Annotated in this window: 22 protein-coding genes; 10 read left to right on the top strand and 12 right to left on the bottom strand. The window is 69.3% G+C overall.

The window, feature by feature from the left end; all coding sequences use genetic code 11:
* Positions 1 to 45: 45 nt before the first annotated feature.
* From EPO51_RS05230 to EPO51_RS05215, 4 genes are read right to left on the bottom strand one after another with little or no spacing between them, the layout of a single operon-like run.
* Positions 46 to 1,302, bottom strand: coding sequence for a TolC family outer membrane protein (locus EPO51_RS05230; protein WP_293346850.1), 1,257 nt, complete (start codon positions 1,300 to 1,302; stop codon positions 46 to 48).
* A gap of 5 nt (positions 1,303 to 1,307) precedes the next feature.
* Positions 1,308 to 1,511: a YgaP family membrane protein gene (locus tag EPO51_RS05225; protein WP_293346847.1), complete on the bottom strand. Its 204-nt coding sequence runs from the start codon at positions 1,509 to 1,511 to the stop codon at positions 1,308 to 1,310.
* Positions 1,508 to 1,702 (bottom strand): hypothetical protein, encoded by a 195-nt coding sequence (locus EPO51_RS05220; RefSeq protein WP_293346845.1) that lies wholly within the window; start codon positions 1,700 to 1,702, stop codon positions 1,508 to 1,510. Before EPO51_RS05220 ends, EPO51_RS05225 begins: the two co-directional genes overlap by 4 nt.
* A gap of 3 nt (positions 1,703 to 1,705) precedes the next feature.
* Positions 1,706 to 2,986 (bottom strand): NAD(P)/FAD-dependent oxidoreductase, encoded by a 1,281-nt coding sequence (locus EPO51_RS05215; RefSeq protein WP_293346842.1) that lies wholly within the window; start codon positions 2,984 to 2,986, stop codon positions 1,706 to 1,708.
* 178 nt (positions 2,987 to 3,164) lie between these two features.
* Here EPO51_RS05215 and EPO51_RS05210 point away from each other — a divergent pair, with 178 nt between their 5' ends.
* The 5 genes from EPO51_RS05210 to EPO51_RS05190 are packed head-to-tail and all read left to right on the top strand — an operon-like array spanning position 3,165 to position 8,549.
* Positions 3,165 to 3,464: an ArsR/SmtB family transcription factor gene (locus EPO51_RS05210; protein WP_293346839.1), complete on the top strand. Its 300-nt coding sequence runs from the start codon at positions 3,165 to 3,167 to the stop codon at positions 3,462 to 3,464.
* A 12-nt stretch (positions 3,465 to 3,476) separates the two neighbouring features.
* Positions 3,477 to 3,806, top strand: a complete 330-nt coding sequence (locus tag EPO51_RS05205) for a rhodanese-like domain-containing protein (RefSeq protein ID WP_293346837.1) — start codon at positions 3,477 to 3,479, stop codon at positions 3,804 to 3,806.
* 35 nt (positions 3,807 to 3,841) lie between these two features.
* Positions 3,842 to 4,873, top strand: a complete 1,032-nt coding sequence (locus EPO51_RS05200; protein WP_293346834.1) for an efflux RND transporter periplasmic adaptor subunit — start codon at positions 3,842 to 3,844, stop codon at positions 4,871 to 4,873.
* Positions 4,870 to 8,106, top strand: coding sequence for an efflux RND transporter permease subunit (locus EPO51_RS05195; RefSeq protein WP_293346831.1), 3,237 nt, complete (start codon positions 4,870 to 4,872; stop codon positions 8,104 to 8,106). The genes EPO51_RS05200 and EPO51_RS05195 overlap by 4 nt, the downstream gene beginning before the upstream one ends.
* Before the next feature lie 50 nt (positions 8,107 to 8,156).
* On the top strand, positions 8,157 to 8,549 hold the full coding sequence (locus EPO51_RS05190; protein ID WP_293346828.1) for an ArsR/SmtB family transcription factor: 393 nt from the start codon (positions 8,157 to 8,159) through the stop codon (positions 8,547 to 8,549).
* 54 nt (positions 8,550 to 8,603) lie between these two features.
* Here the strand turns inward: EPO51_RS05190 and cydX are convergent, their stop codons facing one another.
* From cydX to EPO51_RS05175, 3 genes are read right to left on the bottom strand one after another with little or no spacing between them, the layout of a single operon-like run.
* Positions 8,604 to 8,723, bottom strand: a complete 120-nt coding sequence (cydX, locus tag EPO51_RS05185; RefSeq protein WP_293346825.1) for a cytochrome bd-I oxidase subunit CydX — start codon at positions 8,721 to 8,723, stop codon at positions 8,604 to 8,606.
* A 12-nt stretch (positions 8,724 to 8,735) separates the two neighbouring features.
* A complete protein-coding gene (cydB, locus tag EPO51_RS05180) occupies positions 8,736 to 9,884 on the bottom strand; it encodes a cytochrome d ubiquinol oxidase subunit II (RefSeq protein WP_293346822.1) in 1,149 nt (382 codons plus the stop codon).
* A 12-nt stretch (positions 9,885 to 9,896) separates the two neighbouring features.
* Positions 9,897 to 11,465: a cytochrome ubiquinol oxidase subunit I gene (locus tag EPO51_RS05175; RefSeq protein WP_293346819.1), complete on the bottom strand. Its 1,569-nt coding sequence runs from the start codon at positions 11,463 to 11,465 to the stop codon at positions 9,897 to 9,899.
* A gap of 183 nt (positions 11,466 to 11,648) precedes the next feature.
* Between EPO51_RS05175 and EPO51_RS05170 the strand changes: the two genes are divergently transcribed.
* Positions 11,649 to 13,190 (top strand): ATP-binding cassette domain-containing protein, encoded by a 1,542-nt coding sequence (locus tag EPO51_RS05170; RefSeq protein WP_293346816.1) that lies wholly within the window; start codon positions 11,649 to 11,651, stop codon positions 13,188 to 13,190.
* A complete protein-coding gene (locus EPO51_RS05165) occupies positions 13,187 to 14,782 on the top strand; it encodes an ATP-binding cassette domain-containing protein (RefSeq protein WP_293346813.1) in 1,596 nt (531 codons plus the stop codon). Before EPO51_RS05170 ends, EPO51_RS05165 begins: the two co-directional genes overlap by 4 nt.
* Here EPO51_RS05165 and EPO51_RS05160 read toward each other — a convergent pair.
* Complete coding sequence (locus EPO51_RS05160; RefSeq protein WP_293346810.1) at positions 14,777 to 15,550, bottom strand: sulfite exporter TauE/SafE family protein; 774 nt, start codon at positions 15,548 to 15,550, stop codon at positions 14,777 to 14,779. The genes EPO51_RS05165 and EPO51_RS05160 overlap by 6 nt on opposite strands.
* 84 nt (positions 15,551 to 15,634) lie before the next feature.
* On the opposite strand from EPO51_RS05160, the gene EPO51_RS05155 reads away from it, so the two are divergent.
* On the top strand, positions 15,635 to 16,579 hold the full coding sequence (locus tag EPO51_RS05155; protein WP_293346807.1) for an MBL fold metallo-hydrolase: 945 nt from the start codon (positions 15,635 to 15,637) through the stop codon (positions 16,577 to 16,579).
* A 194-nt stretch (positions 16,580 to 16,773) separates the two neighbouring features.
* Here the strand turns inward: EPO51_RS05155 and EPO51_RS05150 are convergent, their stop codons facing one another.
* The 4 genes from EPO51_RS05150 to EPO51_RS05135 all read right to left on the bottom strand — a co-directional run bounded on the left by EPO51_RS05150 (position 16,774) and on the right by EPO51_RS05135 (position 23,375).
* The gene (locus EPO51_RS05150) at positions 16,774 to 19,212 is read right to left on the bottom strand and encodes a TonB-dependent receptor (RefSeq protein ID WP_293346804.1); all 2,439 of its coding nucleotides are present in this window, start codon (positions 19,210 to 19,212) and stop codon (positions 16,774 to 16,776) included.
* A 356-nt stretch (positions 19,213 to 19,568) separates the two neighbouring features.
* A complete protein-coding gene (locus tag EPO51_RS05145; protein ID WP_293346801.1) occupies positions 19,569 to 19,880 on the bottom strand; it encodes a hypothetical protein in 312 nt (103 codons plus the stop codon).
* Between the two features lie 249 nt (positions 19,881 to 20,129).
* The gene (locus tag EPO51_RS05140; RefSeq protein WP_293346799.1) at positions 20,130 to 23,000 is read right to left on the bottom strand and encodes a TonB-dependent receptor domain-containing protein; all 2,871 of its coding nucleotides are present in this window, start codon (positions 22,998 to 23,000) and stop codon (positions 20,130 to 20,132) included.
* A 204-nt stretch (positions 23,001 to 23,204) separates the two neighbouring features.
* Positions 23,205 to 23,375 carry a cupin domain-containing protein gene (locus EPO51_RS05135; protein WP_293346796.1) on the bottom strand — a complete coding sequence of 57 codons (171 nt, stop codon included), beginning with the start codon at positions 23,373 to 23,375 and terminating at the stop codon, positions 23,205 to 23,207.
* Between the two features lie 484 nt (positions 23,376 to 23,859).
* Between EPO51_RS05135 and EPO51_RS05130 the strand changes: the two genes are divergently transcribed.
* Both EPO51_RS05130 and EPO51_RS05125 read left to right on the top strand, forming a co-directional pair.
* The gene (locus tag EPO51_RS05130; RefSeq protein ID WP_293346792.1) at positions 23,860 to 25,239 is read left to right on the top strand and encodes an MFS transporter; all 1,380 of its coding nucleotides are present in this window, start codon (positions 23,860 to 23,862) and stop codon (positions 25,237 to 25,239) included.
* Between the two features lie 65 nt (positions 25,240 to 25,304).
* Positions 25,305 to 25,557, top strand: a 253-nt coding sequence (locus EPO51_RS05125) for an alpha/beta hydrolase family protein (RefSeq protein ID WP_293346789.1), incomplete at its 3' end; no start/stop codon positions are given.

Raw genomic sequence — 25,557 nt, 5'->3', positions numbered from 1 at the left:
CGCAGCCGATGCGGGTTCGCGAGGGTCCGCAGCGGGTCGGCCGGGCTATTCGACGTGGAGGAGCGCGTTCAGGCGATAGGCGGCCGCGACGGCGCCGCCCCGGGTCGAAACCACGGCGCTCTGCGCCGCCAGCGCCTCGCGCTCGGCGTCGAGGAGGTCGAGCGTGGGCTTCTGGCCGACGCGGACTTCGTTGCGCACGCTGTCGAGCGCGCTGGCCGCCGCCGTCGCCTGGTCGTCGGCGGCCGCGACCAGGGCGCGCGACGTCTGGACATCTTCCCAGGCGCCGATGACGGTCTCGCGGACCTGGGCGCGGGCGGCCGCCAGGGCGGCCTGCGCTTCGCGCGCGCCGGCGCGCGCCTCACCGACCCGGGCCTCGATCGCGCCGCCGGCGAACAGGGTCCAGCGCCCCTTCACGCCCACCGTGACGTCATCGGCCCTGTAGCCCGGGAAGAACTTGTCTCGCGTGGTGCTGGCCGTCGCGGCGAGCGCCAGGTTCGGCAGCCGCTCCGCCCGGGCGTAACGGACGCCGGCCTCGGCCGCGCGCGCCGCAGCCTGCGCGGCCAGCAAGGTCGGGCTGGCTCGCTCCGCGCTGGCCAGAGCCTCGTTGAGCGAGGTGGGCGTGGGCGGCGGGAGCGGCAGGGGCTCAAGCCCCTCCGCCGCTGCGCCCACGACGGACTGGAACCGCGCCCTCGCCCTGGCCGCGTCGCCGCGCGCCCGCGCCAGGTCCGCCTGGGCCTGCGCCAGGCGCGCCTGGGCCTGGGCCACATCGGTCCTGGCGACCTCGCCACCCTTGAAGCGAAGGCCGGCCTGGCGCTCGATCTCGCTGGTCTGGCGCACCTGCGCCTCGTGGAGCCGCAGGATCTCATCGGCGCCGAGGACCGCTGCGTAGACCTCGGCGGCCTGGGCCGTCAGCAGCGAGCGGACGCCGCCCGCCTGGGCCATGGCCGCGTCCCGCGCCTCCCTGGCGCGGACAACCGCGGCGCTGACGGCGCCGCCGGTGAAGATCGGTTGGCGCAGCTCCAGGGCGGCGCCTCGCGGCGAAACATCAACTCTACCGAAGCCGAAGAAGCCGCCCAGGTCGGTGGTTCCCTGTCCGGCGTCGGCGGAGAGGGTGACACTGGGGAGGCGTCCGGACCTCGCCTGGACCAGTCGCGCCTCGGCGGCGTCCGCCAGCGCCCTGACCTGTGCGAGGCCGGGGTTGCCGCGCTGAGCGAGTACGATCGCTTCCGGCAGCGACAGCGCCGCCGCGACCTGCGGTGCGACGAGGCAGGCCGCCAGGCTGAGGGCGACGATGGCCCGCACCCGAATCACCGGAAGGCGGCCCCGGGTTTGAATCCCAGCTTCTTGAAGATCATCGCAGCCGGACAGAAACCGGTGAACGCCGCCTGGATCATATTGAGGCCGGCGAAGACCGCCAACGCGATCCACCAGGGATTCACGAGCTGCGCGAGGGCGACGCTGAGCAGGACCACGAAGCCGGCGAAGACGAAGACCATACGGTCGAGGGTCATGATTGATCTCCTGAAGCCGCCCCGGACGACGCCTGGGCGAGGGCCTGGCGCGTCCAGGCGACGATCTGAGCGGTGTTCGTCAGGCCCGCCGTTCGAGCCACGAGCCGGCCGTTCCATTTCGCCGACAGCGGGTCCTTGCCGGCCGGCGTGCGATTGGCCGCGCCACAGGCGGGGCAGGCGAACTGGCGCATGGCTCAGCCCTTGATCTTCCGCAGCCCCATCACCTCCAGGGCCAGCTTCTCGTAGAAGGGCTCGCTCTCGCCCCGCCGGATCTTGGCCAGGAAGTATTTCTCGAAGGCCACCTTCGCGAGGTGGACCCACTTGCCGCTGGCCGACCAGTTGACGTTGCGCGGCGGGATCTGCGGCTGGGCGACGAAGGCCACGCCGCCGTCGCCGAAGTCGGCCAGGCAGAAGGCGTTCCAGGTGGCTTCGTGGGTTGTGGGCTGGCCGTCGACGAGCTGGGCGATATTGTGGGCGATGGCGGTGACCATGCTCTCGATCATGAAGCCGGTCTTCGGCACGCCCACCGGCACCGGGGTCTTGCCGGTCGGCGCGATGGCCACGCAGACGCCGAGGCCGAAGACATTGGGGAAGGTCGGATTGCGCTGGTGCTTGTCGATGACGACGAAGCCGCGCGGGTTGGTCAGCCCTTCGACGCCGCGCACCGCGGCGACGCCGCGGAAAGCCGGCAGCATCATCGAATAGGCGAAGGGCAGGTCGTGGGTCTGCTTGACCGAGCCGTCGTCGGAGATCTCGTCGACATGCATCAGGCCCGCCTCGACGGCGGTCACCTTGGCGTTGGTGATCCACTTGATGTGGCGCTCGCGCATCTCGCTTTCGAGCAGTCCCTTGGTGTCGCCGACCCCGTCGAGGCCCAGGTGGCCCACGTAGGGTTCCGAGGTGACGAAGGTCATCGGGACCTTGTCGCGGATCTTGCGGCGCTTCAGTTCGGTGTCGAGGATCATCGCGAACTCGTAGGCCGGGCCGAAACACGAGGCGCCCTGGACCGCGCCGACGACGATCGGGCCCGGGTTCTCGACAAATCGGTCGAAGGCGGCGGCGGCGGCCTCGGCATGGTCTACGTGGCAGACCGACTGGGTGAACCCCCCGTGCGGCCCCAGCCCTGCGATCTCGTCGAAGGCCAGGTCCGGGCCGGTGGCGATGATCAGGTAGTCGTAGTCGACGACTGTCCCGTCGTTCAGCTCCAGCTGGTTCTGAGCCGGCGAGACGTGTTTGGCGCCGACCCCGGTGAAGCCGATGCCGCGCTTCTTGAACACCGGCGGCAGCTTGACTTCGATGGCGCCGCGCTTGCGCCAATGGACCGCGACCCAGGGGTTTGACGGGACGAAGTGGAAGGTGTCGCCCTGCGACACGACCCTCACCTCGGCCTTCTCGCCGACGGCGTCCTTGACCTCGAAGGCGGCGATCGCGCCGCCCAATCCTGCGCCCAGAATCACAATGCGCGGCTTGGCCATAGTCGGTCTCCTCGATGGCCCAGGACGGCTCACCGCGAGCATCCGCCCGTGTTCGCCCGCTGGCCTTGATGCAGATCAGGTCCCCGGGCCATCGGCGCGGCTACGGTGAACCTCACGATGATTGACTAAATATTCATATAGACGCATATACGCAACTATGAAATTAGACGTCCGCGCCATGAAAGCCTCGGCCGACGACGCGTGCGCCCTGCTCAAGGCGCTGGCGAACCCGCATCGGCTGATGATCGTCTGCAGCCTGATCGAGGGCGAGCAGTCGGTAGGTGCGCTCGCCCAGATGCTGGGCGTGCGTGAGACCCTGGCGTCGCAACACCTCGGCCTGCTGCGCCGGGACGGCGTGGTCGCCGCCCGTCGTGACGGCCAGACCATCTACTACGGCCTGCAGAGCGGCCAGGCCCGCGCTCTGGTCGAGACCCTGTCCCGCCTCTTCTGCGCGGTCCCCGACCGCGCGCAGCCCTAAAGGAGCCTCCACATGACCGGCGCCCCCAAGACCAAGGACCTCACCCCGCAGCAGGTGAAGGCCGCGCTCGACGCCCAGGAAATCCTGCTGATCGACGTGCGCGAGCCCGCCGAGTTCGCCGCCGACCGGATCGCCGGCGCCCTGAACGTGCCGCTGTCGAGCTTCGACCCCGCCGCGCTCCCCGCGGCGGGCGGCAAGACGATCGTGCTGCAGTGCGCCGGCGGCAAGCGCTCGGCCATGGCGGTGGACCAGTGCCGCCGGGCCGACCAGGCCATCGAGACGCATCTCGCCGGCGGCCTCGCCGCCTGGAAGGCCGCCGGCCTGCCGACGGTCACCGGCTAGCCTCGGTCGGGATCACAAGCACGGGAGGGCAGGCCATGGCGTTGAGGCTCCATACCATCGCGGCGCTGGGCGTAGCCTTGCTGGTCGCCGCCTGCGGAGACACCAAACCGAGCGTCCCGGTCGCCCAGACGGCGCCGATGGCCGGGCGCCTGACGGTGCAAGCGCGAACCGTCGCCGACGAGAAACCTGTGCCCGGGACGCTGACCACCCGCGACATGGCCGAGGCCCGCGCCCGCATCTCCGGCGTGCTGGTCGCTCTCTCCGTCAAGGAAGGCGATCTGGTGCGCCAGGGACAGGTGATCGCCCGGGTGAAGGACGACCGCCTCACCCTGCAGACCGGCGCCTTCGACGCCCAGGTGGCCGCCGCCGCGGCGGAAGCCGCGCGGGCCCAGGCGGATCTCGCCCGTACGCGCGACCTGTTCTCCCACGGCGTCTACGCCCAGGCGCGCCTGGACCAGGTCGAGGCCCAGGCCAAGGCGGCCAACGCCAATCTCAATGCGGCGCGGGCCCAGCGCGGCGCCAGCGCCGAACTCGGCGCCCAAGGGGCGATCCTGGCGCCGGCCGCCGGCCGCGTGCTGGTGGCCGACGTGCCGGTGGGCTCCGTGGTCATGCCCGGCCAGACCGTCGCCACGATCACGGCCGGCCCGATGGTGGTGCGTATCGAGCTGCCGGAAGGCCAGGCGCGCGCGCTCAGGGTCGGCGATGTCGTCCCCCTCGCCGCCGACGACCTTCGGGGCGCCGCGACCCAGGGAACGATCAGCCAGGTCTATCCGTCGGTGACCGGCGGCCAGGTCACCGCCGACGTCACCGCCCCCAATCTGCCGCAGGACCTGATCGGCCAGCGGGTGCGTGCGAGGATCAAGGTCGGCGAGCGGCGGGCGCTGGTGATCCCACGCCGCTATGCCGTGACGCGGTTCGGCGTCGACTACGCCCGCCTGGTCCGCGAAGGCGGGACTGTGTCCGAGACCCCGATCCAGACCACGGCCGGCCCGACGCCGGACACGATCGAGGTACTGTCCGGGCTTCGGGCCGGCGATGTCCTCACCCCGGCCGGGCCGAGCAAATGAACCTCGGCCTCTCCGGACGCCTGACGCGCGCGACCATCCGCTCGCCGCTGACGCCGCTCTTCCTGCTGGCGGCGATCGCCGTGGGCCTGCTGGCCCTGATGTCGATCCCCCGCGAGGAGGAACCTCAGATCAGCGTGCCCATGGTCGACATCATGGTCTCCGCACCCGGCTTGCGGGCGCCGGACGCCGTGGAGCTGGTCGGCAAACCCCTGGAGACGATCGTGAAGAGCGTCTCGGGCGTCGAGCACGTCTACACCTTCGCCGACGACAACCAGGTTATGGTCACCGCGCGTTTCGACGTCGGGACCGATCCGGACGCCGCGGCGGTGCGCATCCACGAGAAGGTCCGCGCGAACTACGACCGGATTCCGGCGGGCATCCCCGAGCCGCTGATCCAGACCCGTGGCATCAACGACGTGCCCAGCCTGGTGCTGACCCTCTCGCCAAAGCCCGGCGCCGCCGGGCAATGGACCGACCAGGCGCTCCACGAACTGGCCGGCAAGCTGCGCAACGAAGTGACCAAGGTCGACGACGTGGGCCTGACCTTCATCGTCGGCGGCCGGCCGCAGGAGATCCGCGTCGAGCCCGATCCGGCGAGGCTCGCCCAGCATGGGGTGTCGCTGGGAGCCCTCATGGACACCATCCGCCAGGCCAACCGCGCCTTCCCGGCCGGTCAGGTGCGCAACGGCGGCCAGGCCGTCGACGTCACGGCCGGGCGGACCCTCGCCAACGCGACGGAGATCGGCCTGCTCGCCCTGCCCTCCGCCAAGGGCGAGAGCGTCTATGTCCGCGACGTCGCCCAGGTGGTCGAAGGCCCGCGCGAGGATCAGGCCCGCGCCTGGCGCTATGCCCGAACCGCCCAGGGCTGGAGTGAAGCCCCTGCCGTCAGCCTGGCGATCGCCAAGCGCAAGGGCGCCAACGCCGTCGTCGTCTCCCAGGCCGTCCTGGCCCGGGTCGAGGCGCTGAAGGGCTCGCTTCTGCCGGACAGCCTGAGCGTCTCTGTGACGCGCGACTATGGCGCCACAGCGAACGAGAAGGCCAACGAGCTGCTCTTCCACCTCGGGCTCGCCACCCTGTCGATCGTCGTCCTGATCGGCTTCGCCATCGGCTGGCGCGAGGCGGCGGTCACCGCCGTGGTGATCCCGACCACCATCCTGCTCACCCTCTTCGCCTCGAACCTGCTGGGCTACACCATCAATCGGGTCAGCCTGTTCGCCCTGATCTTCTCCATCGGCATCCTGGTCGACGACGCCATCGTCATGATCGAGAACATCGCCCGCCACTGGGCGATGGCGGACGGGCGAACCCGCGTGGACGCGGCCGTCGAGGCCGTGGCCGAGGTCGGCAACCCCACCGTGGTGGCCACGCTCACTGTCGTCACCGCCCTGCTGCCGATGCTGTTCGTCTCGGGCCTGATGGGCCCCTACATGGCGCCGATTCCGGTCAACGCCTCGGCGGCCATGGTCTTCTCGTTCTTTGTCGCCGTGGTGATCGCGCCCTGGCTGATGGTGCGCTTCGCGCGCAAGACGCTGGCGGCCGGACACGGATCCCATGTCGAAGGCCGGCTCGAGGCGATCTACCGAAAGGTCGCGGGCCGCGTGATCGCCACCCGCCGGTCGGCCTGGACCTTCCTCATCGCCGTCGGCGTCGCGACGCTTCTGGCCTGCGCCATGTTCGCCACCAAGACGGTGACGGTGAAACTGCTGCCCTTCGACAACAAGTCCGAGTTGCAGGTGGTGGTCGACATGCCTGAAGGGACGTCCCTGGAGGCCACCCAGCGCGCGCTCGGCGACGCGGCGGCGATCGCCCGCGCCCTGCCGGAAGTCGTCGCCGTGGACGCCTATGCCGGGACGGCCTCCCCGTTCAATTTCAACGGCCTCGTGCGCCACTACTATCTTCGCAACAAGCCGGAGATGGGCGACCTCTCCGTCACCCTGGCCGAGAAGGGCGAGCGCCGCCGCAACAGCCACGCCATCGCCCTCGACCTGCGCCGAAGGCTCGCCAAGGTCGCCCTGCCCGCGGGCGCGGCGATCAAGGTGGTCGAGGCGCCGCCCGGACCACCGGTGATGGCGACCCTGCTGGCGGAGGTCTACGGTCCCGACGCGGCGACGCGGCGCGCGGTGGCCACGCGCGTGAAGGCCGCATTCCATTCCGTGCCCTACATCGTCGACATCGACGACAGCTACGGCCAGCCCCGGCCAGGCCTGCGGCTGGTCCCCGACCGCGACCGGCTTGAGGCGCTGAAGGTCGGCGACCGGGACGTCTACGACTCCATCGCCGCGGCCCTCGGCGGCCAGGTCGTCGGCTACGCCCACCGCGGCGAGGGTCGCGATCCCCTTGAGATCTCCGTGCGCCTGCCGCAATCGGCGCGCAGCTGGGGCGAAGGCCTCGCCGCCATGCCGGTGGCGGTGTCGCAGGGCCCCGCCGGGGGACGGCTGGTGTCACTTGGCGAAGTCGCCACGGCGTCGACCGAAGCCGGCTCGACCCACATCTTCCGCCGCGACGGACGCGACCTGGACATGGTGATGGGCGAGCTCGCCGGCGCCTACGAGGCGCCGATCTACGGCATGCTCGCGGTCGACAAGGCGCTGAAGGAGGGCGATTGGACAGGCGTCCCCAAGCCCGACATCCGCCTGCACGGCCAGCCCACGGACGAGAGCCGGCCCACCGTGCTCTGGGACGGCGAGTGGGAGATCACCTGGGTGACCTTCCGCGACATGGGCGCGGCGTTCGGCGTGGCGATCCTCGGCATCTACGTCCTGGTGGTCGCCCAGTTCAAAAGCTTCCGCCTGCCGCTGGTCATCCTGACCCCGATCCCGCTGACCCTTGTGGGCATCGTCGTCGGCCACATCCTGTTCCGGGCGCCCTTCACCGCCACCTCGATGATCGGCTTCATCGCCCTGGCCGGGATCATCGTGCGCAACTCGATCCTGCTGGTGGACTTCATCCGCCACAGCCAGACCGGCGAGCGGCCCTTGCGCGAGGTCCTGCTGGAGGCCGGCGCAATCCGCTTCAAGCCCATCGTGCTGACGGCCGCGGCCGCCATGATCGGCGCGGCGGTGATCCTTACCGACCCGATCTTCCAGGGGCTGGCGATCTCGCTGCTGTTCGGTCTGGCCTCGTCCACCCTGCTGACCGTGCTGGTGATCCCGGCGATCTATGTCGTCCTGAGGGACGATAGCCGCCCACCTGGGCCGACAACCGCCGTTGAGCGCGGAGGCAAGCCGGCGTAGCGCCATCGCATCGTCGGCGAGCGAGCGGGCCACCATCGCCTTGATCGTTGATGCGCATCTTCTACATTAAGCAGATGACGTCCGCACTCGTCGCCCGCCCCTCGCCCAGCGAACTCTCCGAGCTGGGGGACAGCGCTCAGGCCGCCGCGCGCCTGTTGAAGCTGTTGGCCAGCGAGCCGCGCCTGCTCCTGCTGTGCCGGCTTGTCGAGGGAGAGGCATCGGTGAAGGCCCTCGCGGACCACGCCAAGATGGCCCAATCGACCACGTCGCAGCATCTGGCCAAGATGCGGGCCGAGGGCCTGGTCGGCACCCGGCGGGAGGCGCAGACCATCTACTATCGGCTGGACGACCCGGCGGCGATGCGGGTGCTCGACACCCTGTGCGACATCTATGGCGCCAGCGAGGTCCGGACCGAAGGCCGCGCCGGCCGCCGCCAGGCTTGAACCTCGCCGGTCGCCATTCAGGCCGCGAGACGCAGGGAGAGCCGCGCGCTCGGCTTACGCGTCGTCCTCACCGTCGTCGCCGGAATCGACGAGGTGGAATTCGTGCCACATGCCGTTGAGGATGCCGAAGGCGACCGCCAGGCCCAGGCCAAGCACCCAGGTGAAATACCACATGCTCGGGACTCCTCAGTAGAGATCGGGGTTGGTGTTCAGGTCGCCGACCGAGGAGCGGCCGAACATCACCTTGTAAGCCCAGGCGGTGTAGGCCAGCACGATCGGCAGGAAGACCACGGTGACCACCAGCATGACGAACAGGGTCATGTGGCTGGACGACGCGTTCCAGACCGTCAGGCTCGACCTCGGGTCGATGCTGCTGGGCAGGATGAAGGGGAACATCGCGAGCCCCACGGTGGAGATGATCCCTAGCGCCGACAGGGAAGAGCCGGCGAAGGCCGGGACTTCGCGGCCCGCGCGGATGCCCACCAGGGCCAGGGCCGCGCCCGCGAAGCCGAGGACGGGCGCGATCCACATCCACGGATAGGTGGCGAAGTTGGTGAGCCATCCCCCGGGGGCGGCCACGGCGGCCGCGCGCAGCGGGTTGGACGGGCCGGCTGGATCGACGGCGCCGTCCAGGCGGAAGCCGAGACCGCCGAACGCCACGAACGCATACCCGGCTGCGAAGAGGACGATGGCCGCGAGCGCGGCGACGGAGCCAATGGCCCGCGCCCGGTCGCGCACTGCCCCGTGTTCAGCCTTGATGGTCAGCCAGGCCGCGCCATGGGTCACCAGCATGGCCACCGACAGCAGCCCGCAGACCAGCGTGAAGGGGGTGAACAGGCCGAGGAAGGTTCCGGTGTAGGTGGCGCGCAGATCGCCGTCGAGCCGGAAGGGAATCCCCTGCAGGACGTTGCCCACCGCCACCCCGAACACCAGGGCCGGGACGAAGCCGCCGACGAACAGGGCCCAGTCCCACGCCGTCCGCCACGTCTTCGAGGGCCGCTTTGAGCGGTACTTGAAGCCGACCGGCCGCAGGATGAGGGCCGCGAGCACCGCGAACATCGCCAGGTAGAAGCCCGAGAAGCTGACGGCGTAGACGAACGGCCAGGCCGCAAAGATCGCCCCGCCGCCCAGGATGAACCACACCTGGTTGCCTTCCCAGGTGGCGCCGATGGTGTTGATCACCATCCGCCGCTCGCCGTCGTTGCGGGCGACGAAGGGCAGCAGGGCGGCGACCCCCAGGTCGAAGCCGTCGGTGAGCGCGAAGCCGATCAGCAGCACGCCCATCAGGCCCCACCAGATGACCCGCAGTGTCTCGTAGTCGAGGGGAATGTGCATCGTCCTGAGTCCCTATTCGGCCGGGGCGAGACGGATCGATGCCGCCGCGCCGCCGTCGGGCTGGTCGTGATGAGCGTAGGGTCCGCGCTTGACGGTCCGAACGATGAGGCCGACCTCGACGACGGCCAGCGCCCCATAGAGCAAGGTGAAGCCGATGATCGTGGTCCAGAGCTGGCCGACGGTCAGGCTGGAGACTCCGAGGAAGGTCGGCAGGACGCCCTCCACCGCCCAGGGCTGACGCCCCAGTTCGGCCAGGACCCAGCCAGCTTCCGCCGCGATCCACGGCAACGGCATGATGGCGACCGCGGTCCAGAGGATCCACTTGGTCTCGCACCGGCGGAGCGTCACCAGGACGAAGGCCGCTGCGAAGACTGCGATCTGCAGGAAACCGATTCCGGCCATGATCCGGAACACCCAGAACATCACCGGCACGTTCGGCACGGTGTCCCAGGCCGCCTTCTGGATGGTCGCCCGGTCGGCGGTGCGCGGGTCGGCGACATAGCGCTTCAACAGCAGGCCGTAGCCCAGGTCCTTGCGGCTGAGCTCGAAGTCGGCGCGCGCCACCAGGTCCTGGGGCGAGGCCTTGAGGCGCTCCAGCGCGTCATAGGCCTTGATCCCGTTCTCGACCCGGGTCTCGGCGACGGCCACCAGTTCGAAGATGCCGGAGACCGGCTTGTCGATGCTGCGGGTGGCGATCAGCCCGAGCACATAGGGGATCTTCACCTCGGCGTAGGTCTTGCGGTCGGCCAGGCTAGGGATGCCGAAGGCCGCCAGTCCGGCGGGGGCGGGCTCGGTCTCCCACATGGCTTCCAGCGCCGCGAGCTTCATTTTCTGGTTGTCGGTGAGGGCGTAGCCGCTCTCGTCGCCCAGCACGACGACCGAGAGGGATGCGGCCAGGCCGAAGGACGCGGCCACGGCGAAGGACCGCTTGGCCACCCGTGGCCACTTGCCGCCAAGCAGCATGATCGCCGAGATCCCCAGCACGAAGACGGAGGCCGTGACGTACCCCGCGCTCACCGTATGAACGAACTTCGCCTGGGCCACCGGGTTGAACAGCACGTCGCGGAAGCTGGTCACCTCCATGCGCATGGTGTCGGGATTGAACGCCGCGCCGACCGGATTCTGCATCCAGCCGTTCGCGATCAGTATCCACAGAGCCGACAGGTTCGACCCGAGCGCGACCATGAAAGTGACGAAGAGGTGCGCCTGTCGGGAGAGCTTTTCCCAGCCGAAGAACATCAGGCCAACGAAGGTGGCTTCCAGGAAGAAGGCCATCAGGCCCTCGATGGCCAGAGGCGCGCCGAAGATGTCGCCCACGTAGTGCGAGTAGTAGGACCAGTTGGTCCCGAATTCGAACTCCATGGTAAGGCCGGTCGCGACCCCCAGGACGAAGTTGATGCCGAAGATGGTCGCCCAGAAGCGGGTGATGGTCCGCCAGATCGGGCGGCCGGTCATCACATAGATGCTCTCCATGATGACCAGCAGGAACGACAGGCCCAACGTCAGCGGCACGAAGAGAAAGTGGTACATGGCCGTCAGGGCGAACTGCAGCCTGGAGAGTTCGACGACATCCATGGTCATGACCGAGGTTCCTAGTTTCACCGCAGTGAACACCCGCGACGACGGCGCCGCAATATCTGTATCTTCTAAGATGCGCAATTATGCATTTATGATCCGATGAGCGCCGCCGACACCGCCGCCAACAGGAGGTTCCTTGCGCTCCGTGGACGGGCGGCTCATGCGCCCACTGGTCCCCTTCTCGCCTTGACCTCGATCAACGCCGCCGGCGCAGCGGCCTTCGCCTTCTGCCTGACCTGGGTGCTGACCGGGCGCGCCGCCCTGCCCGGACTCGTGGGCCTCGGCGCGGCCCTGGCCGTGCGCGCGACGGCGTCCTGGGCGATCGCCCGCCTGGCCGCGCGCCATGCGTTGAGGGTCAAGGCGGGGCTGAGGCGCGAGGCCCTGGGTGCGGTCCTTGGCCGCCGCCGCGGCGATGGGGCGTCCCTGGGCGAGGCGACCGCGACCGTCGTCGACGAGATCGACGCGGTTGACGGCTACTTCACCCAGTTCCAGCCCGCCGCGCTGGAGGCCCGGCTCGGCCCGCTGCTGATCGCCGGCGCCGTGGCCCTGGCCAGTCCGGTGAGCGCCGCCATCCTGCTGGCCACCCTGGTCCCGTTCGCGGCGATCATGGCGCTAGCCGGCGGCGCGGCCGCGGCGGCGGCCACCCGCCAGTTCGAGGCCCTGGCGCAGCTCTCCGGCCATTTCGTCGACCGGGTCCGGGCGCTGCCTGTCGTTCTGGCGTTCCAGGCGCAGGGGCAGGAGACAGCCCGCGTCGCCCAAGCGGCGGAAGAGGTCAGCCGGCGGACGCTGGGCGTGCTGCGGATCGCCTTCATCTCGACGGCCGGGCTGGAGTTCTTCGCCGCTCTGGCGGTCGCGCTGGTCGCCGTCTACTGCGGCTTCTCGCTGCTGGGGCTGCTGCCGTTCAAGGTCCCGGAGACCCTGGACTTCCGGCACGCCTTCTTCGCCCTGGCCCTGGCGCCGGAGTTCTACGCGCCGATGCGGAGGCTGGCCGGCGCCTATCACGAGAAGCAGCTCGGCGAAGCCGCCGCCGAGCGCCTGCGACCCATGCTCGCCATCCCACCACCCCCAGCCGCGCTGGCCTTGGCGCTGCCCGCGGACGCCGCGCCGGACGTCCGGCTTCGCAACCTCAGCCTGCGCTTCGGCGATCTCGTCGTCGGCCCGCTGGACGCCACAGCGCCCGCCGGACGGGTCACCGCCATCGTCGGGCCGACCGGATCGGGAAAGTCGTCAGTGCTGGCCGCAATCCTCGGCCTGACCCCCCTGGAAACCGGATCCGTGGAGGTCGGCGGCCTGCGCCTCGCCGACACCGGCGGGTTCGCCAGCCTGTCCGCCTGGGCGGGCCAGGCGCCAGCCTTCCTGCCGGGCTCGCTGATCGACAACCTCATGGCCGCCGCGCCCGGAGTGTCACCCGAGGCGGCGCTGGCGATGGCCGACCTGGTGGGGCTCGGGCCGGCGCTGGCCCGGCGCGAGGCCGGCGCGGACCTTCGCCTGGACGAGCGCGGGTCGGGGCTTTCGGGCGGCGAGCGCCGCCGCCTCGCCCTCGCGCGGGCCCTCCTCAAGCCCGCGCCGCTGCTCCTGCTCGACGAGCCGACCGCGGATCTCGACCCTGTGGCCGAGGGTGAAATCATCGCCATCATCCGCCAGGCCGCCCACGGCCGCACGGTGATCGTCGCCACCCATTCCGAGGCCCTCGCCGCCGCCGCCGACCATGTGGTGAGACTGCCATGAGCGCCCCCTCCCCGATCGGCGATTTCCTGGCAGGTCAGGTCCGGCGGCGCCGCGGCGACCTCTGGATCGCCGCCGCCTGCGGCGCGGCGACCGCCGCGGCCACGACCCTGCTGCTGGGGCTCTCGGGTTGGTTCCTCGCCGGCGCCGCGCTGGCGGGCGCGGCCGGCCCAGCCGCCGTCTGGGCATTCAACTACCTGCTGCCGAGCGCCGGACTGCGCGGCCTGGCGATCGTGCGCACCGCCGGACGCTACGGCGAGCGGCTGTTCAGCCACCGGGCCGCCTTCCAGGCCCTGGCGGCCCTGCGCCCGGCCCTGTTCGCGGGGCTTGCGGCGGCTCCTCCGACGATCTCACTGGCGCTTTCGTCCGGCGAGGCGGCCGCCCGTCTGGTGCAGGACGTCAATGTCCTGGAGACGGAGTTCGTGCGGCGCTCGGCGCCCTGGGCCGCAGCCGCCGGGGCGGGCGCGGCGGGCGCCGTCATCGCCCTGGCCTCGCCCTGGGGCGTGCTCGCGTTCCTGCTGGGCCTGGCGGCGCAGATCCTGGCCGGCCGCCGGCTCGCCGCACGCCTCACCGCCGACGCCGGCCGCGACCAGCTTCGCGCCGCGGGCCGCCTGAAGGATGGCTTGGGCGCCTATCTCGCCGCCGCCCCGGAGCTGCGGAGCTTCGACCTGACCCCACGGGCCATCGAAGCGCTCATGGCCCACGACACCGCGCTCGGCAGGGCGACCCTGAAGCGCAGCGACGCTGAAGCCGTACTCAACCTCCTCCAGGCGGGCCTGGGCGCGGCGACGCTCGTCGCGGTGGCGCTCCTGGTCTCGGCGGCGCCCCTGCCGCTGGCCGCATTGGCGGTGCTCGCCGCGCTCGCCGGGACGGAGGGCGTCGCCGGCCTGCTGCGGGCGGCGCAACAGCGCGGGGCCTATCGCGAGGCGGTGACCCGGCTGGATGCGGTGCTGGTCGACCCGGGCCCGGACGAGACGGACCCGCCGTCGGACGCCGCCCTGGAGATCGACGGCCGGCGGCTCGAGCCCGGCGCCAGGCTTGGCCTCGCCGGTCCTTCCGGCTGCGGGAAGACCCGCACGCTCGAAGCGCTGGTCGGCCTTCGCGCTGCGCCCGCCGTTCGGATCTCGATCGCAGCGACCCCCCTCGAGAGCGCACCGCTCGGCTGGGCGCGGTCCCTGTTCGCCTATGCACCGCAGGACGCGCGCCTGGTCACCGGCACGGTGGCGGAAAACCTTCGCCTGGCCGCGCCGGCGGCGGATGACGCCGCCCTCTGGGACGCCTTGGCCGACGCGCAGCTGGACGCCCGCGTGCGGCGCCTTTCCCATGGCCTGGCGACGTGGATCGGCGACGGGGGCGAGGTGCTGTCCGGCGGCGAGCGGCGGCGACTGTCGCTCGCCCGCACCTATCTGCGGGATGCGCCCTGGCTCCTCCTGGACGAGCCGACCGAGGGCCTTGACCCCCGCACCGAGGCCGCGCTGGTGGCGGCCCTGGACCGGCGTCTGCTCCGCACCGGCCAGGGCGTGGTGATCGTCAGCCACCGCCCCGCGCCGCTGGCGCTGTGTACGACCATCCTGGACGTCTCCGGCCGGCTATGAGCCCACGGCCCGCCAGGCGACATAAGCGGCGACCAGCAGGACCAGCCCGGCGAACAGGCGTCGCGCCAGCACGACGCGCCCGGCCAGCAGGCCGGCCGCGCGCACGCCGAGCGCTCCCCCGCCGAGGCCGCCCAGGATGAAGAGGGCCGCCACCGGCCAGTTCACTTGGCCGGTCAGGGCGTAGTTCAGCGAGGTCGCGGCGCCAAACACCGACACCGACAGCAGGGAGGAGGCCGCCGCGTTGGCCAGGGTCATGCCGGTGGCCGCCATCAGGCCCGGGACGATCAGGAACCCGCCTCCGATCCCGAAGAAGCCCGCCGCCAGCCCGGTCAGGACGCCCAGCGGCGCGAGCTTCATCATCAGCGGCAGGGTGATGTGGACATCGGGATCGCCAGCCGACTTCGGGCGACGAAGCATGGAGAGCGCGATGGCCGCCATGGCGACCGCGAAGAACAACAGCAGTCGCTGGCCCTCGACGGCTTTCGCCAAGCCGGAGCCCGCGAAGGAGCCGATCAGGCCCGCACCGGCGAAGACGGTCGCGCAGGGCCACTTCACCCGCCCGCCCCGCGCGTGACCCATCAGGCTGATCGCCGCATTGACCGCCACCGCGGCGGCCGAGGTGCCGATCGCCACGTGCGGATCCCGGATCCCCACGACGTAGAGCAGCAGGGGCGTCGCGAGCACCGATCCGCCACCGCCGAACAGCCCAAGGAGGGCGCCGACCAGGGCGCCGCTCGCCAGGGCCGAGACGATCATGAACACGGACATGGTGGGCGATCACCGATCGAGCTTGTATCTGCATATATTCGCATATATATTTCCACAAGGCGATGCAACCGATGAGTTTCCACGATGCGTGATCCGACCGCCTCCGCCGATGTGGCCGCAGAGGTGGCGCGCACCCTCGTCGAGGGCGCGCGCAGCGCGCCATCCCAGCAGCCAGATGTACGGGCCTTCTTCGATGAAGCGACCTTCACCGTCAGCTATGTGGTGCGCGACCCGGCCTCCAAGGCCTGCGCCATCATCGACAGCGTGCTCGACTACGATCCGGCCGCGGGCCGCACGTCACACGGCTCGGCCGACGCCCTGATCGCCTACGTCCGGGCGGAAGGGCTGGAAGTGGCCTGGCAGCTGGAAACCCACGCCCATGCCGATCACCTCTCGGCCGCGCCCTACCTGCAGGCCGCCCTTGGCGGTCGGCTCGCGATCGGCGACAGGATCGTACGGGTCCAGGACACCTTCGGGGCGCTGTTCAACGCCGGGGCCGACTTCCCGCGCGACGGGCGCCAGTTCGACCACCTGTTCAAGGACGGCGAGCGTTTCGCGGTCGGCGGGCTGCAGGCCATAGCCCTGCGCGTCCCCGGCCACACGCCGGCCTGCATGGCCTATGTCATCGGCGACGCCGCCTTCGTCGGCGACACCCTGTTCATGCCCGACTATGGGACCGCACGATGCGATTTCCCTGGCGGCGACGCGGCCACCCTCTTTCGCTCGATCCAGCGCCTCCTGACCCTGCCGGACGCGACGCGCGTCTTCCTGTGTCACGACTACAAGGCGCCTGGTCGCGACACCTTCGCGTGGGAAACGACCATCGGCGACGAACGGCGGACCAACATCCATGTGCATGCGGGAGTCGGGGAGGTCGAGTTCGTGGCCCTGCGCGAGGCCCGGGACCGTACGCTCGATATGCCGCGGCTCATCCTACCCTCCGTGCAGGTCAACATGCGCGCCGGGCGCCTCCCGGAGCCGGAGGACAACGGCGTCCGCTACCTGAAGATTCCCATCAACGCCGTCTGACGGGCGCCACGAACAATCCTCGCTATCGCCGTCGGGCCCCGCCTATCCTGCTTCACGGTCCAGGCCGCGCCAACGCTCTACCCCTCCCTTGCGTCGCTCCGCGCTGATGGCGAGCCGAGGCAGCAGGGCCGATGTCCGAGTGCAGCGCCCGCTCCCGGCAAGTGAAGCCGGGAACGGGTCGCTGGTCGGGCCGGTCAGTAGGTGTAGCGAAGGGCGACGCCGTAGGTGCGCGGCTGGCCCAGGAAGGCGTCGTACGACCCCGACTGCAGGACCGCGTTGAAGCCCACCTGATAGTAGACATCGTCGAACAGATTCTGGGCGAACGCCTCCACAGCCCAGCGCTTGTCGGCCGACGCGAGGCCCACCCGGGCGTTGACCAGGGTGAAGGCCGGCTGGTTCTTCACGGGATCCAGGTCGGAGCCGGTGTTGTAGCCCGACACGCTCTTCGAATTGACCGCGAAGCGGCCGATCAGGTCGTCGCCGATCTTGTGCTCGTAGGTGATCCCCAGCGAACCGGACCAGAGCGGAGCCAGAGAGAGCCGGGAGCCCGGCAGGTTGCCGCCCAGGAACAGCGGATTGCTCTTCGGATAGTAGGTCTCCGCGTAGGTGACGCCGCCGTTGAAGGTCAGGCCTTCCACGGGGCTCAACCAGATGAAGTCCAGGTCGACGCCCTTGGAGATCACCTTCGGCACCGAGGCCACCGAGAAGACTAGGCCATTGAAGGCGTTGAGCTGGAAGTCCCCGTACTTCTGGTAGAACACCGTGGCGTTCAGCAGCAGCTTGCGGTCCAGCAGCGTGCTCTTCGCGCCCACCTCATAGGAGTCGACCTTTTCCGGCGCGAAGCTGGTGTCCAGCACGGGCGCGGTCGGCTGGCCCGCGACGGTCTGATTGGTCGTGGCGATCCGGTCGAGGTTGAAGCCGCCGGCCTTGTAGCCCCGCGCGTAGGACGCATAGGTCATCAGCTCGGGCGAGAACCGGTAGGCGATCTTCGCCGTGCCGGTCAGCTTCTTCTCGCTGAGGTGCTGCTCGTTCGTACCGATGCGCCCGAAGGCGGGGCTGTTGGAAGAGGCGCAGAGCACTTGATAGGGGCCGGCGGCCAGAGTGCCGTCGGCGCGGATCAGCGAGGTCGGCACCTGGCCGCCCCGAACGGAGGCCCGGGCCAGCGCCAAGGCGCAGCCGGAGCCGCCGTCGGTGTTGCTCCAGAAAGTGTCGAGGTCCTTGTCTTCCCAGGTGTAGCGGAGACCCACGGTCAACTCGAGCGCATCGGTGACCTGGTAGCTGTTGTTGGTGAAGATCGAGAAGCCTTCCTCACGCTGGCTGTAGAGGTCGTCCTGGCCCTGGCCGGCGACAAATGTGGTCCCCAGCGGGCGGCCGGTGAACACCGTCGAGAGCGTGTTGGAGAACAAGGCGTTCACGTACTGCTCGTACTGCCGGCCGTACGTCACCGTCCTCACGTGGAGGTCCAGGTCCTCGCGCGTGTAGAACGCCCCCACCAGCCAGTTCAGCTTGTCGGTGGCGCCGGCCAGCCGGACCTCCTGGCTGAAGGTCTGGAATTTGCTGGAGCCGGGGTTGGAGCTATCGCGCAGCGTCGGGGAATAGAGGATGTCGGCGGAGGTCCAGTCGACGTCGGCGCCACCGGTCTGCTTCCAGTGGCGCAGGGCGGTGATGGCGGTCAGCTTGGCGCCGCCCAGCCATGGGGTCGTCCAGTTGGCTTCCGCCGCCCACCCGGTGTCGACCACGGTCTTCAGGAAACTGCGGTTGCTGTAGTCGCGGAACTCGTCCGGATCCGGCGGGTTCGCCAGGCCTCCGGGCGCCAGGGCCTGGATGATCGCCTGGGTGGCTCCGTTCCGGATCTGCACCGCGCCGCAGCAGCGCTCGTCGCGCTTGGTATAGTCCACCGACACGTTCAGATCGAGGTCGGGCGTGGGCGTCAGCAGGAACTGCGCCCGGCCGGTGTAGAAGTCCTGGTCGTTGTTGTCCGGGCCGGCGGTCTTGTAATAGCCGTCACGCTCGCGGGCGGCGACATAGACTCGAGCGGCCAGCAGGTCGTCGATCAGTGGGCCGTTGAGCGAGCCCGAGGCGCCGAAGCCGTCGTAGTTGGTGACCTGCACCTCCGACGTCGCCGAGACGTTGAACGAGGGCCGCTTGGTCATGATGTTGATCACGCCCGCGGTGGTGTTCTTGCCGAACAGCGTGCCCTGCGGGCCCTTCAGCACCTCGATGCGCTCGGTCTCGCCCAGGTCGCTGAAGGCGACGCCGTTGCGCGGACGGTAGACCCCGTCGATGACGACACCCACCGACGACTCCAGGCCGGGATTGTCGCCAACAGTGCCGATGCCGCGGATGCGGGCGGTGGTGATCGCCGAGCTGCTGGTGGAGGTCACGGTGAGCCCCGGCGCGACGATGGTGAGGTCCTTGATGTCTCGTACGCCGGCGTCCTGGAGCTGCTGGGCGTTTACCGAGGTGACCACCACGGGGACATCCTGCAGGCTCTGCTCCCGCATCTGGGCGGTCACGACGATCTCGTCGACCATGGCGCCTTGGGTCGCCTGCGCCAGCGCCGCGCCTGGCGCCCCAAAAAGGCCTGCGCCCGCCGCGAACGCGCTCGCGCCGGCCAATAGAGTCCGCTTCATTCGATTGTTCCTTCCCAACGACGCTTCTTTGGGAGCGTCCGCACACGACAACTCAACGAGAGGACAACCCGCGTTCCAAGGCAAAGGCGCCTGAGACAACGCCGATATGTCGTCGGTGCGGCGCCACGGCCACGCCTTCACGAGTCGGAATGCAAGCTCAAAGCCCGCCTTCGAAGCTCTCCGCGCCAGGATCGGAGGGTCGCCTTCGGCGGTTCCCGCGGACCGGGCGATGGTCACCCCGGCTCCGACGCCGCCCGGCCCGCCGAAGAACTGAGCCCGGTCTCCAGGTGCGGCTGTCGTCGGGCGGGCGCCCGCCGCCAACTCGCGTTGACGGTCGCCGTCATCTCGCGATTGGATCAGCCGAGGTCGGGCAGCTCGGCCTCGGGACAGACCGCCGCCACGATGTCGGCGTGTTCGGCCTCGCGGACGGCGCGGGCTATGTTCAGCCGGATGTAGACCTGGGCCTTGCGGGCCTCGCGCAGCGCCGCTTCGATCTGCGGCGCGGCGCGGTTCAGGCTTCGCGCAGCGCCGCAGAGCAGGAAGCGCCGCTTCGCCGGGACGCCGACCACGGCGATCACGTTGCCGGCCGTCATGGGCAGCTCCGCCATGGTGGCCCGCCGGAAGCGATACTGGGCGCCCGAGGCGCCGGGAACGTCGAGGAAATCCATGCGACGCGGAACCTAATCGCCCACGGGCCCCCGCGCCACGCTCCGTTCCGGCTCAGCTTGGCGCTTCGCCGGGCGGTGCGGCGCCGCCGACACGATCGCGCGGAGCCTGTTCCGAGCGCGGCCCTTGGCGGTCCCGGCGCCCGCCCGGTCGTCGATCGCGCCAGGCGATCCGCCACGCCCACGGCTGCGCCAAAAAGGCAGTCTCGAATCACGCTTCGGAACCGCCGCAATCCTAAGGGTCTACAGCTCCTAGAACCGCGCCCTCGCGCCCACCTTGAAGCTTTGGCCGAAGGGATCGTAGTAGAGACCGTTGCCGAACAGCCTGAGCTGCTTGGGTTCTCCCTTGTCGAACAGATTGTTGATGCTGCCGAAGATCTCATACCGGTCTGCGCCAGTGGCGTCGGGGAACCTGATCCGGGCCGATAGGTCGATATAGAGCCGCGCATCGACGTGGTTGATGTTCACGCTGTTGGGGTCGTTGATATTGTAGCCGGCCTGGCTGGGGCCGATCTTGGTCGGATCGAGGATCGATCTGGGGATGTAGCGACCGTGGGCGGTGACGGACCACCGCGGCTGCGAATAGGTCACCACGACGTCGCCTCGCCAGCGCGGGACACCTTGGATGTTCTGGATCGTGCCGGTGTTGCCGGTGACGCCGTCCAACTGCGAGACGAGCCCCGTCCCGCCGATCGTCGACAGATCGACGACATAGTTGCCATTCACCTGGATGTCGAAATCGCCGCCGAAGGCCGGCAAGCGATAGTCCGCAACGAGCTCATAACCCTCGGCGTGCAGCCGGCTCAGGTTCTGGAAGGTGGAGAAGACCGTGTTGATCGACCCGTTTGGGTTGAACAGGATCAGGTTGCAGAGCAGTTGCTGCTGTTTGCAGGCGTTGGCGATCGCGGTGCTGCTCAAGGTGTCGATCGCGCCCTTTACCTTGATGTCGTAGTAGTCGACCGAGAGGTTGAACCGGGGAATGAAGCTCGGCCGCAGCACGACGCCGGCTGTAAAGGTGTCGCCGCGCTCGAGCTCCAGGTCCGGGTTGCCGCCGGTCAGCGTCAGCTGAAGGGTCGTGGACCCGATGAACGGGTCGGGCTGCGGCAGGTTCGTGGTTGTTGCGTTCGGGCTCGATTCCTGGGCCGTGGGCGCCCGGATGTCGCGCGAGCGCGTGACCCGGAAGGCGATGTCGGAGACCGGGGTGTAGACGCCGCCCACCTTCCAGGTCGTGGCGTTGCCGAACGGATTGTAGTGCGTCCGCCGGACCGCGCCATCGACGTCCAGCGCCTCGCCGAGCGGCGAGTCCTTCAGGAGGGGGACGCCGACCTCCAGGTATCCCTCGGTCACCGTGGTCTTGGTGAACGGGAGCGGCGTGGTCGCGGGCGCGATATAGGCGCCGGCCAGCGTGTTGGCGTCGACGCCGCCCACGGCCGTGTCCCGTCGCCATTCCGCGCCAATGGCCACCTTGACTTCGCCCGCCCAGGTGCTGAACGGCGAACCGCGCAGGTTGGCCGCCAGCGCCTGCTGCTTGTAGGTGCGCGTCTGGGTCTCGGTCACATTGTAGCGGGCGTCCGCCGCCGGGCTGATCTGTCCGAACCCGAACAGGTTGATCGGGATACAGCCATTGGTCGGATTGGTCAGCGTCGTGCGGCAGATGATCGTGCCGGCGGCGATGCCGGGCAGGCCCGCCGGCGCCCGCACGGCGTCGATGGCGTTGTTCCATTCCTTCAGGCGGACCCGCTTGTCGACCACGTCGCTGTGGACTCGGCCATAGGTGTACGACGCGTCCCAGCTCCAACCGGCGCCTAGCTCTCCCTTGAGGCCCAGTGCGGCGCGGTAGGTGTCGAGCGTGCTGTTCGCGATCGTGGAGGCGCCGAGCGCCCAGGCGCCGTGGTTGACCAGCAGCTTGGTGATCGCGGGGTCCGCCGCCAGCACCGTGGCGCGGGTCGCGGCCGAGAGGTAGGGATTGTTGATGTCGATCGTCGCCGGCCCGTCCAGCGGGACCGTCGACTGCACCGATCCCTGGGCGCGGGAATAGATGAATTCCGCCGAGGCGGTGATCGAGTCGCTCACGTCGTAGTCGGCGTGCGCCATGGTCGAGAAATGCTTGGTCGGCACCACCAGAGGCGCCGGCGCCTGGCCGATCAGGTAGGGCTGGGTCGGGTCGCGACCCTGCGCGAACAGGCCGCTCAGCAGATTTCCGAAGGTGTAGGGGACGAGGTCGCCGTTCGCGTCGAACTGCTTGCCGCGCAGGACGGCCGGCAGGGAGGTGGCGCCGGTGTTGAGGAGTTGCTGGCCCAGGGTGATCGTTCCGCCGGAACCGTTGGGCTTGGTCGCGCCGGTGAGGATCCCGTTCTCGTTGTAGACGAACATGATGTTGTCGAGGACGAGGGTGGCCGGCAGGCCATTGGTGCTGGTCCGCGTCGCCGCGCTGTAGCCCGGGTTGACCAGGTAGTTTGTGTACTTGGCGCACCAGTCTCGGGTCTCGCACTGGCCGAGACCGTCTTCCTTGGAATACTCGCCGCCGAAGACGACATGGCCGCGACCGCCCGCGAAGTCGGTCCCGGCGGTCCCGGCCGCATAGTAGTTCCTGCCGTCGCCCTGCCGGGTGACCCCGGTGGAGGCTTCGACCTTGATGCCGTCGAACCTGTTGTTGAGGATCAGGTTGACCACGCCGGCGACTGCGTTCGCGCCATAGGCGGCCGACGCGCCGCCGGTGACGACTTCGGACCGCTGCACCATGATCGAGGGGATGCTGTTGAGGTCGACGGTTCCATTATCGCCGGCGGCCACGAAGCGGCGCCCATCGATGAGGGTCAGGGTGCGGGTGGCGCCAAGGCCGCGAAGATCCAGCGATCGGGCCCCGATATTGGCGGAGACCCGGAAGTTGTTTGTGGCCGGCGAGGTGATGGGGCGGAATGAAGGGATCTGGTTGAGCGCATCGCCAACATTGGTGACGGCGAGGCGCTCCATGCGATCCTGGCCAACCACGTTCACGGGCGTCGGAGCGTCGTACCCGGAACGGCCAAGCCGGGACCCCGTGACAATCACCTCTTCGATGGACGCGACGCCAGCGTCCGCGGAGCCTGTCGTCACCGGTCTCGGCGATGAGTCCTGCGCCATCGCCGGCGCGCTCTGCATCATCCAGACCAGTGCGAGTGGCGCGCTGGATCTACAAAGTACAAGTATTGGCCTGTTGGCTGCCATGTCTAGCCCTCCCCTTTTATTGACACCGCGCCAGGGCGAGTGACGCCGTCGCCGTCTATTGTTCAGTGCAGATATCGACTCTTCTCCTACGTCGTCGGACGGAGAGATCGATCTAGAGTCTCATGGTCCTGGCATCGGATAGTCGGCCGCGTTGGCGACCAGGCCATCTCGCTGGGAGAAATCGACCCGCGGCGGCGCGAAGACGTCGATCAGTCGCCCAGGCTGTTCGCCGACATTGCGGCTGGTGTCGATGACGGTCGGCGGAACCACCAGCACCGATGGGCTCGCCATCTCGAGATGCTCGTCCTCCCGCCACGAAGTTCGCGCCGCGCGCGATCCAGGTCTCGGCCCCGGCGTCGAGATCGGTCAGCGGAGGCTCCTTGTAGCGCCATCCGCCGGATGCTTGGCGTGCTGGGGCGCTCATCCCGCGTATCCCCCGTCTGCAGTCGCCGGCCCTGTTGCGGCCATTTCGCTCCCCCCGCCGTGCTTTTGCGGCTGGCGTCATCCTGATCGACGCTGCCGTCACGGCGAAAGCGCCGAGTTGCAGCTTTTCGGGGAGCGAAAGTTTCGGGACGCGGAAAGCTGAACTTCCCTCGTTGCGCAGCCACTTCGGCGTCGCCGGCGCGATCAGCCTACGCTTCGAGTAGGCGGCGAGATTTCGCCAGTCGGAATAATGCTCTGCGGATGCTTGAATGCGCGGGGGGGAACAGCATCCTGGCGCCGACGCAGCGCAAGCCACGAAGACAATCGGCGGCGGCAGTCTCGGGGGAGAGTCATGAACTTGATCGGCAGGGCGAGCGTGACCGACGAGGCGCGTTGGCGGGCTTACAATCTGATTGCCTGGAAGATCCTGCCACTGCTGCTGGTCGGCTACACGATGGCCAGCCTCGATCGCGTCAACGTGGCCTTCGCCAAGCTGCAGATGGGCGAGGCGATCGGTCTGACCGCGGCGATGTACGGCTTTGGCGCCGGCATCTTCTTCATCGGCTATTGTCTGGTCGAGATCCCCAGCAACATGATCCTGCATCGCGTCGGCGCCCGGCTGTGGCTGGCGCGGATCATGATCGTCTGGGGGATCCTGTCGGCGGCGACCGCCCTCGTGCAGACGCCGATCCATTTTTATGGCGTCCGCTTTATCCTCGGCGTCGCGGAAGCGGGCTTCTATCCCGGCGCCCTGCTCTTCATGACCTACTGGTTCCCCCAGCACCTGCGCGCCCAGGCGATCTCCGTGATGGTGCTGGGCAGCAGCTTCGCCTCGATCATCGGCAGCCCCTTGTCCGGCACGATCATGAGCTTCATGGACGGGTGGCTCGGGCTGGCGGGCTGGCAATGGGTCTTCGTGATCGAAGGCCTGCCGGCGTCGATACTGGGCGTCATCGTGTTCATCGTGTTGCGCAACGGTCCCGCGGAGGCGGGCTGGCTCAGCCCTGAGCAGAAGGCCCTCGTCATCGCCGACCTGGCCGCGGAAAAGCAGACGCAAACCGACGCCGGCATCGGTCATCGCTTCGCCGATGCTTTCCGCAACCCTAACATCTGGTGCATCGTCCTCGCCAACTTCTGCAACCTTTCGACGCTCTACGGCATCCAGTTCTGGCTGCCGACGATCATCCAGAAGGTGGGGGGCACGACGGTGTTCAACACCGGCCTGATCGCGGCCGGCCTGGCGGTGATCCCGTGCGTCGTGCTGATCGTGAATGCGCGTCATTCGGACAAGACCCGCGAACGGCGCTGGCACGCCACCTGCGGCTTCCTGGCCTCCGCCGTGGGGCTCTGCATCGCCGGCACGTTCAGCGGCAACGCCTATCTGGCCCTGTCGGGGCTGGTGCTTGCCCACTGCGGGTTCGTGGTCGCCTCCGCGACCATCTTCTCGCTGCCGGGCACCTTCGTGATGGGCGCCGCGGCCGCGGCCGGCTTCGCCCTGATCACCACCCTCGGCAACTTCGCGGGCTATTCCACGCCCTTCCTGTTCGGCGTGCTGAGCGACGCGACGGGCAGTTTCAGCAGCGGCTTCTACGGCATGGGAGCCATCTCCCTGGTCGGGGCGGTCGCCATTCTCTCCACGCCCGCCCTGCGCCCTGGAAAGCGGATCGCGGGCGACCCGACGCCACGCCCCCAACAGGGCGACGCCGCGCCGTTCGCGCCCGCTGAGGGTTAGAGGGCGGCGATGTAGCCCTTCGCGCGCCGCTGACGGCGCTCAAGGGCGACAACGTCAAGGCGATCGTGGCGTACGAGAATCCAGGCTACGTCTTCTCGACGGATTTCGCCGGGGCAAAGCCCCCTGACCGCTTTGGCCCCGTGATGGTGTCGCCCGAGGCGTTCCGGAAGCTTACGCGGATCCCCATTCAGTTCGTCTTCGGCGACAACACCGACAAGTCGCCGACCTGGTCGCGGCATGCTCAGGAGTGTCGAAAGTTCGTCGACCTCCTGAACGCGCGCGGCGGCAAGGCCGAAATCCTTTTCCTTCCGTCTGTGG

Source organism: Phenylobacterium sp. (genome assembly GCF_004297125.1).
Classification (GTDB): domain Bacteria; phylum Pseudomonadota; class Alphaproteobacteria; order Caulobacterales; family Caulobacteraceae; genus Phenylobacterium.
The sequence above is the reverse complement of the archived record's forward strand: the minus strand, read 5'-3'. Positions and strand labels throughout refer to the sequence as shown.